Consider the following 17394-nt stretch of genomic DNA (forward strand, 5'->3'; position numbering starts at 1 on the left):
CCTCCATCCCGGGTCAGAACCAGTTCATGACCTTGTCGGCCACATCGGACGCCACGCCGCTGCCGATGATGCCTCCGACGACACCGCCGACCACACCGCCGACGACGGTACCCGCTCCGGGAAAGGCCGAGCCGATGGACGCACCCACCTCCGCGCCGTAGGCGGCGCCCGCGAGGCCGCCCGCGAGGCCCGCGGCGTCCCGTGTGGCGGTGTGGAGCCGCTGGGCCGGTGGTGCCTTGGCGACGTCGTAGGCGGAGAGCGCCACCGCGCCGACGAAGAGGCTGCCCTTCAGCGCGCCTCCGACCGTGATGAAGCCCGCGTCGCCGCCCGCCGAGTCCGCCAGCTTGCTCGCGGTCGAGGCGGCACCGCTGCCCGAACCGCTGTCGGCTCCGGCGCTCTTGGCGAACTCCCCGATCTGCTCGGGGGTCAGCTTGGGGGTCGCCTCGATGTTGAATTTGAGATCACCGAGCCGGGTGGACGGATCGACGTCCACCCCCATCTTGGAGAGGATGTCCCGCGCCTGCTCGACCGGGATCGTCACCCGGGCCCGGTTGGCAATGTCCTTGGCGGACGCCCCGACCAGCACCTCGCTCTCGTACCGGAGCGACAGTTCGTAGTTGTCGATCACCTCCACGTCGGTGAGGTCCTGCCTGTTCAGGATGTGGAGTACGCCCTGCGTGTGATAGTCGTTCGCGGATTGGACGGCGAAGTGGACGGAGACACCAGGGTCCGAGGAGGTCGGTGTGTACCCGCTGGACTGGATGTGCTCCGAACCACCGAAGTCCACGGTGGAGCCGCGGAAGAGCCAGTCCGTCGCGTCCGTCGGCGGGCGGTAGCCCGGGCCGGGGCCCATGTCCGCCGGGTACATCTGGCCGCTCGGGTCGGCGTTGGTGACGGGGTTGTCACCGGCGTAGGCGTAGCCGCCGAGCTCCTGCGGGTTGGTGGCCTCGAACTTGGGGTCGACGCTGATGAAGCGTCCCAGCGCCGGGTCGTACTTGCGGACACCGACGTCGGTGTAACCGGTGGCGGCGTCCTGGGACTTGCCGAGGTAGGAGTGGGTGGGGTCGGGCCACGCGGTGTCGTTGGCGTTGGCCCGCTGCTGCCCGTACGGCGTGTACTGCTGACGGGACACCTTCTGCGTGGTGGTGTCCATGGCCATGGTGCCGGTGCCGTGCGGATCGTCGAAGAGGTAGTCGGTGCCGCCGCCGGGCAGGCTGGAGCGGACCGCCACCGGGCTGCCGGCACCACCGTGCGAGTAGGTGCGTACGGCGCCGAGCAGGACGTTCGGGGTGACGCCGGTGTTGACGACGATCTCGGTGTCGCCCGCGAACAGCGTGGTCTTCCCGGGGTCGCGGCGGATCAGCTGGTTGCCGTCGGCGTCGTAGACGTACTTGGTGGTGGTGGGGCTGCTTCCGGTGGTGTCGACCTGGGCCAGGTGGCCTTCGTCGTCCCAGGTCAGGCTCTGGCCCGCGCCGCTGCCGGTGGGGGTGCGAGTGAGCAGGTTGCCCGCGGCGTCGTAGACGAGGTCGGCCGGGTTGCTTCCTCCGGTGGTCTTGGTGAGGGTGTGCGGCTGGGCGCCGGTGGCGTTGCAACCGGTGGTGCAGCCCTCGACGTAGCCGGTGGTGACGTCCGCCCCACCGGTGGTGGAGTGATCGACCACCTGGGTGCGGTCACCGATGGCGTTGTAGCTGTAGGACTGCCAGTACGACCCGGCGGTGCCGGCGACGGTCGCGGCGGTGGGGTCGGTGCCCTGCGCCGGGCAGGCGGCCTTCGCGGTCCACGCCTCGGACAGCCGGGCCAGTGCGTCGTACTGGTAGCACTGGGTGTCCTTGACCGTGTTGCCGGTCTCGGACTGCTGGTCGGCGGTGGTCAGCGGGTTGCCGGCGGCGTCGTAGGAGTACGTGGTGTCGTCCACCTGCGGCCCCGGGGCCTGCGTGCGGGAGACGAGCCGCTCGGTGGGTCTGCGGGTCTGGTCGTCGTAGGAGTAGGTGATCCAGGCGGGGTTGCTGGACGCCCCCAGAGTGAGCTGCGAGGGCTGGCCGTAGTTGGTGTAGACGGTGCCGCCGACGTAGGTCTGGGCACTGCTCGCGGTCGTGGTCGGGTTGCCGAGCACGTCGTGCCCGTAGGTGATGGTCTCGCCGATCAGGCCCTGGGTGCGCGGGTCGATCTGCGAGGCCAGCAGCTGCGTCTTGGGGGTGTAGGTGTAGGTGGTCTGGTAGCTGGTCGGCAGCGGTGCCTCGCTCGCGGGCAGCGTGATCTTCGTGCCGGTCGACTTGCCCAGTGTGGTGTAGCCGGTCGTCGCGACCGTGTATCCGCCGGTCACGCCCTGCACATAGCTGGTGGACGAGGTCAGCTGGCCGATCCGCGAGGTGTCGTACAGCCAGGAGGCGACCTTGAAGTTCTTCGCCTTGTCCGTCTCGGTCAGCTTGCGGCCGAGCAGGTCGTAGGTGAAGTCCAGCTCGTTGCTGCGTGAGTCGGTGGTGGAGACGAGGTTCCCGGCGTCGTCGAAGCCGTAGTGGCTGGCGCCGGCGTCCGGGTCCGCCTGCGAGGTCTTGCGGCCCAGCAGGTCGTAGCCGAAGTCCCAGACCGCGTTGTCGGGACCGGTCACCTTGTTCTGCTGGCCGGCGGCGTTGTAACCGTAACGAGTGGCGTGGGACGTCCCGCCGGTGACGGTGAAGCCGTCGGTGGCGTTGCCGCTCACGGTCGGTGCCACGGTGAACTGGTCGAGCTCGGTGTTCTGACCGCGCGCGTCGGCCACCGTGGTGGTGGCGACCGCACCGGCGGGCGGGATGACGGTGGTCTTGTCACCCGTGTAGGCGGTGCGGGTGTTCCAGGTCTGGACCCCGTCGTGCTCCTCTGTGCTCCGGGTGGCTCGTCCCATCGCGTCGTGGTCGGTGACGGTGGTGGCGGGGATGCTCACCTGGGAGACCGACACCAGACTGGAGCGCGGGTCGCCGTCGATCGCGTAGCTGTTGTCGGTGACCACGGTCCAGCCGTGCGAGTCGTACTGAGTGTCCGAGACCGTGGTGCTGCCGTTCTCCGCCGTCACCTGGGTCTGCAGGGTGCGCAGCATGGCGTCGTACAGCGTCTCGTTGACGCTGTAACTGCCGTTGTCCAGCAGGGTGCCGGTGGACACCACCGAAGGAGCGGTGGCGGACAGCGCGTAGCTGTAGGTCATGCTGGCGGGGGCGCCGGCTCCCTTGTTCTCATTGGGCAGCCAGACACCGGTCAGCCGGCCGAGCGCGTCGTAGGACAGCGACGTGACCAGACCGGCGACATCGGTCTTGGTGACGGGCACGCCACGGGCGGCGTCCAGTCCGGAGGACGCCACCTGGCAGTCCTTGGACGAGGTGGTGGCCGGTGTGCAGGCCGCGCCCGGGGTGATCTGCGTGGCGGTGGTGGTGCTGGTGGGCAGCGCGCCGGTGGCCGGCGTGTAGGAGGTCGCCACGGTCTGGGCCAGGCTGCTGCCGTCCGGGGCGGTGGCATGGGGCGTCCGGGTGGCCAGTACCACTCGGCCGTAGGAGTCGTACGCGCTCTGGGTCTGGTCGACGAACTTGGTGGCGGTCGCCCCGCTGGAGGCAGACGCCTTCTGGACGAGGGTGGCGTCGCCCGTGCTCGGCTGGTCCGGGTTGGACTGACCGTCGCCGTTGTAGGCGAAGGCGTGCCCGTCGAACGACGTGCGGGTGTCGGAGACCAGGTTTCCGGAGGGAGTGGCCCCGGAGCTGTTGCAGTCCTGGTCGGTGACGATGGTCTCGGCGGTGACCACCACGGTCGCGCGGGTGCCGTCGAGGTGGCGGGTGAAGGTGCACTTGGCGGTGTTGCCGGTGGCACCCGTCTCACCGCGGTCGTCGCTCTGGACGGCCATGCCGGTGGTGGTCTGGCCCAGGGTCGTGTTGTAGAAGGTGTCGGTCTCGGTCTTCCGCCAGCCGTAGGAGACGGCCTGGCGGGTCAGCGTCCTGGCGGGGCGGACCATGTTCGCCGTCAGGTCCGCGACACCGCTCCGGGACCGCGTGGCGGTGGGGCCGATGATCTTGGGAACGTTGACGACGGCCTTGTCGATGCCGCCGTTGACACCGGTGTAGGTGTCGGTCTCGAAGACCTGCCCGGCCAGCGGGTTGTCGTCGGCGACAGTGACACTGCCGTCCTGGCTGGTGAGCGCGGGCACGCTGCGTGTCCCCGACGGCATGGTGTCGCCGTTCATGCCCAGGAAGTAGTAGGTCTTGGTGAGGGTCTTCTGGTCGTAGACCTTGGCCCCGTCGGTGTAGTGGAAGACGTTCGGGTCACCGGTGGTGACGTCGACCTCCGGGAATCCGCGGAACTGGCCCCAGGTGCGGTTCTTGCTCTTGACCGTCTCGTTGTCGTCGTAGTGCCAGCCCGGGTTCCCCCTGTAGGAGTACTCCGTCAGCAACTCCGGCTCGGTGCCGTCCTGGTAGCTGTTGTGCGGGTCGACGGTGGACACCGATCTGACCGGGTGCAGGGAGAACCAGTCCAGCATCGGCGCGGGCTGTCCCTCCGGCGTCCAGTACACCGGGAAGCACCGCAGTTTGTTCGTCGAGGCGAACCCCTTCGCCGCCGCGTCCGCCGGATCGGACGGATCACTTGCCGGGGCGCTGGAGCAGTCCGGGGTGTCGTAGACCACCGTGGTCTGCGCACCGGTCTCCGTGGTGACCGTCTGGATCCGGTCGTGGTACATCAACGGCATCTGCGGGATCGTCCCGACCCGGTTCGCCAGCTGCAGCGGTGGGTCGAAGCTCACCGACGGGGTGGAGGTGCTCGCGGAGGCGCCGCCGAGCAGGTCCAGGCCGGTGTGCTTGATGCTGTCCAGCCACAGGGTCGGGGCGTGGTCCCCGCCGTCGGGGAAGGACTGGGTGAAGTCGTAGCGGTCCACCTGCTTGGTCGCCCCGCCGACCTGCACCTGCGTGGTGATCGAGGTCAGACGTTTGCGCGACCAGAAACTGGGACCGTGGTTGGTGCAGTCGGTCGCGTCCTTGGCGCAGTTCAGGTCGATCGGCACATCCGGCCAGTACTCCGGGTTGGACTTGGTGAACTGGGAGTCCGAGCACGTGTTGCCCGCGGGCGTGCCCGAGATGCAGCGCTCCGCCGTCGCGTCGAACAGGATCTGCTCCGGCGCGGTGTCCGAGTAGACGGTGGACGAGGTCATGCCGTAGTCGATGCGCTTCAGCGTCCCGCCGCGGGTGTAGGCCACCGCGGTGTTCTTCATGTTCGGGCCGTAGTAACCCGTCTCCGGCGCGTAGTAGTACGCCATCGCGTTGCTGTGGCGGTCCACGACGTAGTCGAGGTTGAACCGGTAGCCCAGAGTGCAGGAGCTGGACGCGAAGTCGGTGCCGGCGGGGCAGTCCGAGACCCCGCTGTGCGCCTTGTAGACCGGCATCGTCCAGGCCGACTTGGTCTCCTCCTTGCCCGAACTCCAGCCCGGCAGGCGGTTCCAGCCGAAGTAGTACTGGACGCCGTTCTCGGTGACCTTGAAGTACTCGCCGTTGTCGGTGCCGTTGGTAGCGCCGGTCAGGTCTTCGATCTTCGTGGTGGAGTCGTCCTGCGCGGCGCGGAACGTCTTGGTGCTGTCGTCGTAGACGATCGGGGTGGACTTCCCGTCCAGCGACAGGGTCAGGACCTGGCCCGCCCAGCACTCGTCGCCGTCGTTCTTGGGCGCGTCCGACGACGAGTCGTCCTTGCAGGACTTGTAGGTCCGCTCGATGTAGTTGTCCGAGGTCGACCAGCCGTCACCCAGCCACGAGGACTGGTTGTTGGTCCCCTCGGTACGCGAGTCCTGCGTCGCCGAGTTGTAGTTCAGGGTCAGCGTGGGTGCCGAACCACCGATGGCTCCCGGTACGGAGATGGGGTAGTTGTAGGTGAAGGCCCCGGTGTTGCCCGCGGTGGACCACGTGCCACCGGAGGACAGCGTGGTCGCCGTGTAGTCGCCGGACGAGCCGCTGGTGCCCGAGGTCGCGGCCAGCGCCACCACGCCGCCGGAGGCCTGGGCGGTGTGCGCGGACAGGGTCTTGGACGTCGTCGCCGGCAGCGAGACCTGGGCCGACAGCGGTGCGCCGGCCCTGGAGCGCAGCGGCGTCTGCGACTGGCACCGTGGCAGGCGGGGGGTCGTCAGTACGCAGGCCGGCAGCCGCACCAGGTGCAACCGTGAGGCGTAGTCGCCGCCGAAGGCGTTGCGGAAGGCCGAGTCGTCCACGTCGACGCCGACGCCGCCGGAGCCACCCGTGCTCCGCAGGGTGAACAGCACGCCGTGTACACCGGCGGCCCGTGCGGTCTTCTGGTCGACGGTTCTCACCTGGACCCGGCGTGCCGTGGTACCCGAACGCACCGCCGACAGCAGCACCGGCGACGATCCCGCCCGCACTCGCGACACCGTCCGCCGGGAGGATGCCGGGCCCGCCGCCGCGTGCGCCGAACGCCCACCGGTGGGCGGAACGGTCAGCGACACCGTCGAGCTGCCGCCGCCCGGCAACGCCGCGTGCCCCGCGGGATCGAACCGTGTGAACCTCTTCGACACCGCGGCTGCCTTCGGCTTCGCGTGGGTGAAGGGGATCCGCTTGTCCTTGGCCACCGCGGGGGCGGGGACGTGCCGATGCGCATTCGGCGAAGCCATCGCGTCCGCGGCGGGGATGAGCATGCTCACCAGGAGGACACCTGTGGTCGGGAGGCTGAGGCCACGGAGCCATCTGGCGCCCCGTCGCATCCGTCTCCCCAACCCGGCTGTTCGCGTCATCGTGAGCCTTCCCCCGTTCCCGGCCCAGGGCACACGGAAGCCGCCCCCGGGTGTTGCTGTGGGCACCCAAGCGGCCTTCGTTCCCGGCCGGTTGAGCGCACGCCAAAGGAGAGGCAAGTTGATCAAGCCCCTCACGGAAGCTTCACGCTAGGGCCTGAGATCAACACGCCTTGCAAAGCGCATGCACACGGAGTGCAAAGGAATCCCCTAGCCTTGAACTCAATTTGACTGCCATACGTCAAAAACGGACCTCGTTCGGTCACCAAGTGATCAATCGGCGATGGACCCGGCTCACGTCGGCCCCACAGAATGCACTCCGGCGCGGGGCCCGCGGGGGGAACCGCCTGAAAAGCGGAGGACCCCAACCTTCATGTCCGTCCATCGCAGTTCCTTGCGCATGTCCAGACGCCGGCTGTCGAGACCGATCGCCACCGCCGTCGTCACGGCCCTGACCGCGGCTTCGTTGGCCGCGGCGGCACCCGCGCACGCCGCGCCCGACACCTCACACCGGGCCAAATCGAAGAGCGGCGGGTCTTCGTCCGCCACCCGGCGTCTCAACCCCACGGAGGCGGCGTCCGCGCGGGCGAAGGCCACCGGCAAGCCGGTGACGATCGACCAACTCACCGACACCGGAACAACGGTGGTGGCCAACCCGAACGGCACCTTCACCCGCACCGACTCCTCGATGCCGCAGCGCACGCTGCAGCACGGGAAGTGGGTGCCGATCGACACGAAGCTGGTGCGGCAGGCGAACGGAACCTGGGCGCCCAGGGCCGCCGTCACCGACGTGGCGTTCTCCGCCGGCGGTTCGGGCGCGCTGGTCACGATGCGCAGCGGCAGTGCCAGGCTGGGCTTCTCCTGGCCGGGCAAGCTGCCCGAGCCGGTGATCTCCGGGAACACCGCCACCTACCCCGACGTACTGCCGCAGGTGGACCTGCAGCTGACCGCGGACGCCTCCGGCTACTCCTCGGTCCTCGTGGTCAAGTCCCGCAAGGCGGCGGCCGATCCGCGTCTGCGCAGCCTCGCGCTGAACACCACCTCGTCAAATGTCGAGGTGACTCCCACGCGCGACGGCGGGGCCCGGGCAACCGACAAGCGCACCGGCGAGACGGTGTTCCACAGTGACACCGCGCTGATGTGGGACAGCGCCGGCAAGAAGACCTCCGGCGTGTCCTCGGCCCGCACGGCGACCGTCTCCCTGGCCCGTGCCGAGCAGAAGGCGGCCGCCAAGGTCGGCGGACACCGTGCGCAGGTCCGGGTGAGTCTGCAGCACGGCAGGCAACTGCTGGGCCTGGACCAGAAGTTGCTCACCGCGAAGAGCACCGCCTACCCGGTCTACATCGACCCCGAGTGGAGCGGCAGGCCCTCCCAGCTGGACTGGGCGCGGATCTCCGACAACGGGTGGAACGTCTACAACTCGACGTCCACCTCGGGGGCGACCAACGCCCGTGAGGGGTGGGACAACTCCTCCCCCGGCAACGGCGAACGGGCTCGCACCTACTACCAGATGAACACGAGCGGCATCAAAGGCGCCGTGGTCACGCATGCCTCGCTGTACGTGAAGCAGCTCTCCGCCGCCTCCTGCGCGGACACCCCGGCCGCCGTCTACGGCACCGACCGCCCCGCAGGCTGGAGTTCCTCGTCGCTGTACTGGGGTCATGAGCCCGGCGGGCGCACCGGCTCGCTGGGCACCAACCCCAAGAGCCACGAGGCCGGCACCTGCCCGGTCACCGACGGTGCCAACTCGTGGGTCAGCCCGCCGTCGCTGGAGTTCGACGTGACCTCCCGGGCCCAGAGCGCGGCGGCCGGCGGCTGGAAGAGCATGACGCTGATGGTCCAGTCGCCCGACATGAACGACGCGACCCAGTGGAAGCAGCTCGCCTACGGCGGCGGCGCCACCATGTCGGTCACCTACAGCTACCGCCCCAAGCTCAAGAACGGCACCGGCACCCCGGCCATCAAGCCGTCCATCGTGAGCCTGGGCAAGACGATGACCACCACCCATACGCCGACGCTGTCCGCGCGCGCGGTCGACCCCGACCTGGCGGGCGGCAGCGAACTGGTACGCATCGAGTACAACGTCTACAACTCCTCCGGCACCCTGATCCACCAGGGCTTCGGTCCCAGCACGGACTCGAAGAAGCGCGCCCGGTACAACACCAACGGCAGCGACTGGACCACGTCGAGCCTGCCGGACGGCACCTACACCTGGAAGGCCACCGCACAGAACGCGGCCGGCTACTGGGTGGGCCCCGGCTCGGGCATCTGGACCAAGACGCAGACGTTCACGGTCGACACCAGCGCGCCTCCCGCGCCCACGGTGACCTCGAGTCAGTTCCCCGCCAAGCAGATCGGTGCCGCCTTCGGCGACAAGGGCACCTTCACGCTCAGCAACAACCACACCAACAACATCACCGGCTATCTGTTCGCCCTGGACGCCACGCTCGGCAACACGGTCTACACCAGCAGCGTCACCCACTGGACCACGAGCACCACGATCGTGCCGGGCCACGTCTACTACGCCACCTCGGACAACGGCCCCGGCACCGGCACCGTGGTCCTCAACGGCAGCGCCTCCCCGGCTTTCGCCCCCGGCAAGGCGGGACCGCACACGCTGTACGCCAAGGCCGTGGACCAGGCGGGCTCGACGTCCATCTCCCAGACCAGCTACGCCTTCTACGCCGGTACCAGCACCCCGACGTACGCCTACGGCGACAAGATGATCGCCGGCTGGACGGCGACCAACACCGACGGCACGACCACCGTCGTGCCCAAGGCGACCACCACCTCCAAGGGCGGCCAGCTGATCAGCCAGGCGGCGGGCAGCGGCTACGAGTTCGCCGACGGCTACCAGGCCATGCTGGCCAACAAGAGCACCACCTCGAAGGTGGTCAGCGGGGACAGCGCGACCTTCGGCTTCGACATCCCCAAGGACGGTCCCTGGAGCTTCGGGGTCAACCTGACCAAGGCCAAGGACTACGGCATCTACAACCTGGTCCTGGACGCGGGCAAGCCCACCCAGGCCACCCTGCTCAGCGGCCTGGACGCCTACAACTCCTACGTCACCACCCGGTTCGTCAACCTCGGCATCCCCAAGGACTCGAACGGTCAGCTGCTCACCCTCAAGCAGGGCGCGCACACCCTGACCCTCACCCTGACCGGCAAGAACCCCAGCTCCACCGGCTATCAGGCAGGCCTCGACGTGCTGCGCCTCGCGCCCGCGCTGACCTGCGCGATGAACAGCACCGGCAGTTGCCTGAACAACACCGCGACCAGCACCTTCACCACCACGACCAGCACGGCCGACGCCGACGGCTCCGGCAACAGCCTCAACTCCGCCGACCTGACCGGCACTTCGGGCTGGCAGAGCGGCAAGTCGGTGACCGTCGACGGTACGAGCATCGCGCTGCCGAAGTTCGGCACCGGCACCTACGACAACATGCTGGCCTCCGGGCAGACCGTCACCGTGCCGGGCAGCGGTGTGGTGAACACCGGTGACGCCGTCGTCTTCCTGGCCTTCGCCACCGGCGGTGCGGCCAAGGGAGCCACCGGCACCATCACCTACGCCAAGAACAACTGCCTGGACCCGAACGGCGCACCCGCCGACCAGTCGTACACCCTGGACACGGTGCCCGACTGGCTGAGCGGCCCCGCCTCCGCGGCCACGCTGACCCTCGTCCACCAGAACCACAGCAACAACACCCAGACCAGCCCCAACCCCGGCCCGAAGGTCTACGCCGTCAGCGTCCCGCTGACCTGCCCCGGCTCGGTCATCAGCACCATCTCCCTGCCGCTGTTCACCAACGGCGTCCAGGCCGGCCAGCCGACCCTGCACATCCTGGGCATGGGCGTCCGGCCGCTGACCGTCACCGGCAACGGCACCCAGCACTGGGTCGGCACCTGGTCCTCCGTCCAGGACACCGCCAAGGTGACGCAGTCCGGCGGCAGCGCCGCCACCGTCAACGGGCAGACGCTGCGCATCCCGGCCCACGTCAGCATCGGCACCGACGACGGCAACGGCGTCCGCGTCCACCTGTCCAACGCCATGGGCAGCAGCCCGGTGACCTTCGACGCGGCCTCCGTCGCCCTGCAGGACGGCACGGCGGGCGGTGCCACGGCGGGCGCGGCACCGGTACCGCTGGCCTTCGGCGGCGCCGGCACCGTCACGATCCCGGCGGGCGGCGACGTCACCAGCGACCCGGTGACCCTGCACGTCGACCAGCAGGCGACGGTCCTGGTCAGCCTGCAGGTGCACGGCTCGGTGTCCGCGTTGCCCGGCCACGCGGCGGCCCAGACCCCGGTCTGGGTCAGCGACGCGGCCAACCGCACCGGTGACACCGCGGCCACCAAGTTCACGCAGACCACGTACACCGGTCTGCCGTACCTGGCCGGCATCGACGTCACCACGCCCACCACCGCTCCCACCGGCTCCCTGGTCCTCTACGGCGACCAGAGCGTCAACGGCGACACCGCGAGCGGCGACGGCCGGCACCACCTGAGCGACGCCATCACCGGCGCCATCGTGGGCGACCCCAACGGGGACTCCACGGTGGACTACGGCGTGCTCAACGCCGGTACCAACAGCAACAGCCTGAGCAACAACCTGCTGCCCCAGGGCACGTACAGCGACAACCCGATCAACGCGCTCAACCCGCTGGACCGCAACGTGCTGGCGCAGGGCAACGTGCGTACCGTGCTCGTCTCCACCGGTGCCACCGACCTGCTCAACTGCACCGGCACCGCCGACGCCTGCGCCACCGGTGTCGAGCACGGACTCGCCGCGATGAACAGCGAGCTGAACTCGTACTACACCGACGACGGACAGGCCTACATCAACGGGCAACCGGTCACCCAGAACTCCAACATCACCGTCTACCTCACCACCATCACGCCGTTCACCGCCGCCCACCCCGGCACGGCGACCCAGGAGTCCGCACGTGAGCTGGTGAACCAGTACCTCCTCGACAACTTCCCCAGCCAGGTCATCGACTTCGCCGCGGCGGTCTCCACGGACGGCACGGCCACCTCGTCGACCGTGAAGGCGGCGGACCTCTCGAGCGGCAACCCGTCGAACACGTACTACGACGACCTCGCCGCCCGCTACCTCAACGACACCAACACCCAGGTCGTCGGCATCGCGCCGAACCTGATCGTCCCGGAGGCCACCGGCAGCGACACCCCCGACAACGAGTGGGAGCTGGCCGCCGACGGCACCGACGCACGCGGCGACAACCCGTTCACCGCGGTCGGCGGGGCGACCTTCGGCTCGACCGGACCGGACGCGGTCAACGCCCCGGCCACCGCCACCTCCTTCGACGGCAGCACCGGCTTCCTGGAGAGCGACCACACCGCCGTCGACACCTCCGCCGACTACACCGTCTCCGCCTGGGTGAAGCTCGACTCCACGGACAACCCGGCCACCGCCATCTGTGAGGGAACCAGCCAGCACCAGGCGTTCTACATCGGCTACGACCGGGGCAACAAGGGCTGGATGTTCCAGACCACGACCACCAACGACGACAACGCCGACTTCCCCACCGCGGAGGGAGACACCAACACCGGGGCCGTGGGCACCTGGACCCACCTCCTGGTCACCTACACCGCACCCGTGGACGGCGACGACAACAGCGGCGTGATGTCCATCTACCAGAACGGCACCCTGATGGGGACCGCCACCAACCTCACCCCGCAGTACGACTCGTCGATGCCCCTGACCGTCGGCGGCTGCATCAACGACCCCGCCGCGACCTCGCCGTACAACGCGTTCCCGGGCTCCGTCTCGGACGTGCAGGTCTACCCGTACGCGATGGCGGCCGGCGATGCCGACGCGGCCAGCGTGATCGTGCCGGCCGGCTGGGACAAGGGCATGCCCGAGGACGAGTGGAAGCTCGGCTCGAACGGCACCGACACCGCCTCCCTCAACCCGGTCACCGCCACCGGCAACGCCACCTACGGCAGCGACGCGCCGAGCGGACTGTCCGGCAGCGTCGCCTTCGACGGCAGCACCGGCTTCCTCAAGAGCAGGCAGAGCGCGGTCAACACCCTCGGCGACTACTCCGTCTCCGCCTGGGTGAAGATCAACTCGGCTCTCGGGACCGCCGCCGTCTGCCAGGGCACCACCCAGCACCAGTCCTTCTACCTCTCCTACGACAAACCCAGCGCCGCCTGGATGTTCCAGACCACGACCACCAACGACGAGAACTCCGACTTCCCCACCGCGGAAGGCGACAACAACTCCGGCCCGGTCGGCACCTGGACCCACCTGGTCGCCACCTTCCGGGCACCGGTCCCGGGGCAGTCCACCACCGGCAACATGGCCCTCTACCAGAACGGCTCCCTGGTGGGGACCGCCACCAACCTCAGCCCCCAGTACGACTCATCCCTGCCCCTGACCGTCGGCGGCTGCGTCAACAGCGCCTCCGCCACCACCCCCTACCTGGCCTTCCCCGGCTCCGTCGCCGACGTCCACGTCTACCCGCGGACACTCTCGGCGACCGAGGTCAGCGCACTGCACTGACCCGCACCGCCGCCACGGGCCGCGCCGGTTGATCACGGCTCGGTGGCCAGGAGTTCCCAACAGGTCGAAGGCCCCCGCCACGAGGCGGGGGCCTTCTTCCGTCCACACGACCCCGCGGCGGATTCGCCTTCCACCGGCCGGCGGCTCCGCCCGGTCCTGGAGACGTGCAAAGCCATTTTCTCGGGCAGTGCACGGACCGTCGTATCCAGGCGGCCGTCGGTCACCGTGTTTCGCGCTGCCTGCCCAAGTACCGTGCACGGCGGGACATACCCGCGCGGCAGCATCGCCCCGGTACGAGGAGCGGACGGCTTCGAACCGCCCGCCGGACCGGGGTGAGGACTATGCTGCTGTACGGACGTCCCAGACCCCGGCGGCTAGTCGTAGATCGACACAGATGGCTGCGGGAAGCGGAGTCTTCGTCCGCCACCCGGCGCATCACTGGAAGGAACCGGGTAGATCCGCTCCTCTGTAACACAGGCCGCGGACCCATCCGTTGCTTCACCTCCGCCGAACCCACGCCCTGGCCGGCAGCGCGCCAAGGAAGCCGGGATTTCCCGTCGTCACCGCGTCCGCTGCCGTACGGTCCTGCGAACCGAGGCGTCATGCCCCTCCCCCAGCTCACCGTCTACCGTCATGACCGATGGAATCGGACACTCATCACCCTGGCCGGCGAGATCGACCTGGAATCCGCCCCGCTGGTGCGCAGGGTACTGGCGCAGTGCCTGAGCGACGGTATCCGCACCATCGACGTCGACCTCACTCCCGTCACCTTCTGCGACTGCAGCGGCCTGAACACCTTCCTTCACGCCGCGCAGAAATCCTCCGAGACCGGCGCAACCCTGCGACTGCACCACCCGCCACGGACACTGGGCCTGATACTCGACCTGACCGGCTCCGGGGTCCTGCTCCTCGGCGTTCCGTCCGGGCATCTGTCGCCTCCTACCGGGAGTGTTCCGGCCCCGGCCACCCCCGTCCCGCCGCAACGGACACATCCGCTTGCCTCTGTGCTCCCAGGTGATGCGCGGTGAGGGTCCGGGCAGGGCAGGGACAACCCCGCAGGCGCCGTGACGGCGAGTCGTCCACCATGGACGCGGCCCGGTTGCGTCGGGTCAACCGCCGGCAGGCGCAGGATCTGAGCGGGAAGCTGTCGGATCTTTATGTGGATTCCCGCGAGACGTCGCCTCCTGAGGCGCGCCGACGTCTCAGCCGTCGGCGCTTTCTGAACGGTCTCACCGCCGACATCCGGCGAACGGGTTTCGCCATGGTGATCGCGGAGACGGACGGACTCGTGGGATGCGCATTCGGCTTCCCGGTGCGCAGTGACGGCTTCTTGTGGCTGGGGTTCGAGGCGGTACTGTCGCGCGGAATCGGGGAACTCACCGCGCCCATCGGCATCTTCGCGATCACCGACATCCTGGTCCGCCCGCAGCCGCAGGATGCGCACGTGGCCCGCCGGTTGCAGGACCGGCTACTGACCGACCATCAGGCCTCACTCGGCGCCACCCTGGTGGACCGGGCCGATCATCCCGTCCTCGCCGCGCTCCGTTCCTGGGGGTGGCTGGACGTGGGAGAGATCAGGAAGCCGATCAGCTCCACACTGCTCCGCATACTGGTGCTCCCCGTCGGCGAACGAGCCACGGCCCGGTTGCACGGACTTGCGCACGATGCCTGGACGCGGTGGCCCGGATGAGATCCGGCGGCCGGTCGGCCCGGATCCAGATGCTGGTCGCCGAGCAGGCGGCGCGACGCGGCGTCCGGGTCGGTGTCGTGGACGTCTGCACCGCGGCCGTGGCCGCACTGCCGGTCGGCGGGGCCGGCCTGTCGGCGATGTCCCGCACCGCGGCGAGCCATCCGCTGTGCAGCACCGACAGCATCAGCGAGCAGGTGGAGGAGTTGCAGCTCACCCTGGGCGAGGGGCCCTGTGTGGATGCGTTCCTGCACGGTTCGGCCGTCCTGACTCCTGATCTACAGACCGTTGAACTGCGCTACCGCTGGGCTGTGTTCACGAACGCGGCCCTCAAGGCCGGGGCACACGCCGTCTTCGCGTTCCCCCTGCAGATGGGGGCAATCTGTCCGGGCGTCCTGGACCTGTACGCCGACGTGCCGACCGTGCTGAACACAGAGGAGCTTGCCGATGCGCTGGCGTTCGCCGATCTCGCGACGCTGCTCCTGCTCGACGCGCGGATCGACGAGACGGGCGAGCCGACCGACGGGCCGTCGCCGGACCGCGGCTTCGACGACCTGGGCGGATACCGAGCGGAAATCGGCCAGGCCACCGGCATCCTCACCGTCCAGCTCGGCGTCGGCATCGACGAAGCCTTCGTACGGCTGCGCGCCCACGCCTACCTGCAGGGGCGCCGACTCGCGGACGTGGCCGCCGACGTGGTGGCCCACCGGCTTCGCTTCTCCTCGCACGCGGAGCCCGACCAGGCCGACGAGGAGACCTGACGTACCGGCGCCGATCGGTGAACTGGCTGACTTCCCGCCCCCTCCCGGGGGAATAGTCTCAATCGAGGGTGACACGATGAATCAGCAGCTCCTGGCCAAGACCTTCGTCGAACTGGCGGACAACCTGGTCGCCGACTTCGACCTGATCGACTTCCTGCGCCTGCTCACCGACCGCTGCGTGGCGATGCTCGGCGCCGACGCCGCCGGGGTGCTGCTCGCGGACCACAACGGCGAACTGCGGGTGATGGCCGCCTCCGACGAACAGGTACGGCTGCTGGAACTCTTCCAGCTCCAGAGCGACGAAGGCCCCTGCCTGGAGTGCTTCCGCTCCGGCACACCCGTGATCGTCGCCGACCTGACCCTGGAGATCGGCCGATGGCCGCGCTTCGTCACAGCGGCCCACCGCAGCGGGTTCGGGGCGGTCCAGGCCTTGCCCATGCGCCTGCGGGACGAGGTCGTCGGCGCCCTCAACCTCTTCCGCGCCGCCCCCGGCCCCTTCGACCCGGCAGGCACACTCATCGCACAGGCCCTGGCCGACGTCGCCACCATCAGCCTCCTGCAGCAACGCTCCACCCACCGCAGCACGATCCTCAACGAACAGCTGCAGACCGCGCTCAACAGCCGCGTACTGATCGAACAGGCCAAAGGCAAACTCGCCGAACGCCAGGGCATCGACATGGAACAGGCCTTCACCACCCTGCGTGGCTACGCCCGTGCCCACAACCGGCGCCTGTCCGATGTGGCCCGCGCCTTCATCGACGGCTTGGAACCCCTCCCCGGACTGGTGCCCTGACCCACTCGTCGCCACCGACCACCGCCCCCACGGTCCGGACGGCCGTCGCCACTGTGCGACGGCGACCGGGCCTCGAGGAGGTGCGGCCCCCTCCGCCGTCGGCCCGCCTGCTGACCACTCTCCTGCGTTTCGCCGACCGGTCCGCCGAACGGGGCGCCGGCACTGCCCGCAGGTGGCGGACCGGTTTGCCGGTGCTCTCGTGAGCCCGCTTGCGAGTCCCCTCGCTCCGGACGACTGCTCGGCCGGATCGACCCGCTGCTGTCCGACCGGATCCCGCTCGGATGTCGCGCCCCCTCGTCGAGGGCCCGCGCGGCCGACGGGCAGGCAGTCGGCGTCGTCCTCGGAGCCCGTTGTCGTGTTGATCACGGGCCCGCGTGCACGGTGTGCCTGTCACGGGCACGGTGTCTATGCCGAGCGGGGCAGGGTGTCGGACTCCTCGCGAAGGGGAGTCGTTGGATCGGGGCGTCGGGCGAGTCGTCGTAGCATGGTGCGGCTGTTGTGCTCGACAAGGATCGGCACGTAGGTGGCGATGCGGGCGTTACTGAGCGGCTGGTAGCAGTCCTGCACGACAGCCCGCACGACTGCGGCCGTCAGCAGGTCGGCGTAAAGGGCAGTCAGATGGTCTGTGAGCTTCTCCAGGGTGTCGGGCAACCGGGGCTGGGCCGTGTTCGCGCTCATGGCGCGCTCCTTACTTTGACGGACGGTCGACCTAGGCAGCCGATCAGTATCCGGTGCTCGGCGTCGGACCGTCCGCTCCCCACGCTTGCACGGATCGCGTCCGTGAACCGGTCCGCCTGATCTGTTCATCCACTCGCCATCTCGGACGTGTCGACCCAGGCAACCGGTCGCGGGGCACCGCGACCGCTGGGCGGAGTCCGTACGGCCGACCGGAGG

General features: G+C 69.2%; 7 protein-coding genes. 5 read left to right on the forward strand and 2 right to left on the reverse strand.

The genetic code is table 11. The features are described 5' to 3' along the window. Window positions 1-13: 13 nt before the first annotated feature. Entirely contained in the window at window positions 14-6646 is a 6633-nt protein-coding gene (locus ACZ4N4_RS03780; RefSeq protein WP_467585308.1) for an RHS repeat domain-containing protein, read from the reverse strand. A 493-nt stretch (window positions 6647-7139) separates the two neighbouring features. On the opposite strand from ACZ4N4_RS03780, the gene ACZ4N4_RS03785 reads away from it, so the two are divergent. From ACZ4N4_RS03785 to ACZ4N4_RS03805, 5 genes are all read left to right on the forward strand, one after another. Further along, window positions 7140-13259, forward strand: a complete 6120-nt coding sequence (locus tag ACZ4N4_RS03785) for a LamG-like jellyroll fold domain-containing protein (RefSeq protein ID WP_467584054.1) — start codon at window positions 7140-7142, stop codon at window positions 13257-13259. Between the two features lie 602 nt (window positions 13260-13861). After that, window positions 13862-14287 carry an STAS domain-containing protein gene (locus tag ACZ4N4_RS03790; protein WP_467584057.1) on the forward strand — a complete coding sequence of 142 codons (426 nt, stop codon included), beginning with the start codon at window positions 13862-13864 and terminating at the stop codon, window positions 14285-14287. 56 nt (window positions 14288-14343) lie between these two features. Next, the gene (locus ACZ4N4_RS03795; protein WP_467584060.1) at window positions 14344-14949 is read left to right on the forward strand and encodes a hypothetical protein; all 606 of its coding nucleotides are present in this window, start codon (window positions 14344-14346) and stop codon (window positions 14947-14949) included. Next, window positions 14946-15707 carry an ANTAR domain-containing protein gene (locus ACZ4N4_RS03800; protein ID WP_467584063.1) on the forward strand — a complete coding sequence of 254 codons (762 nt, stop codon included), beginning with the start codon at window positions 14946-14948 and terminating at the stop codon, window positions 15705-15707. Before ACZ4N4_RS03795 ends, ACZ4N4_RS03800 begins: the two co-directional genes overlap by 4 nt. 76 nt (window positions 15708-15783) lie before the next feature. Beyond that, window positions 15784-16500, forward strand: a complete 717-nt coding sequence (locus ACZ4N4_RS03805) for a GAF and ANTAR domain-containing protein (protein WP_467584066.1) — start codon at window positions 15784-15786, stop codon at window positions 16498-16500. A 405-nt stretch (window positions 16501-16905) separates the two neighbouring features. Here the strand turns inward: ACZ4N4_RS03805 and ACZ4N4_RS03810 are convergent, their stop codons facing one another. After that, window positions 16906-17178, reverse strand: a complete 273-nt coding sequence (locus ACZ4N4_RS03810; protein ID WP_467584068.1) for a three-helix bundle dimerization domain-containing protein — start codon at window positions 17176-17178, stop codon at window positions 16906-16908. Window positions 17179-17394: the final 216 nt, after the last annotated feature.

The organism is Streptomyces sp. NPDC026538, from assembly GCF_055567535.1.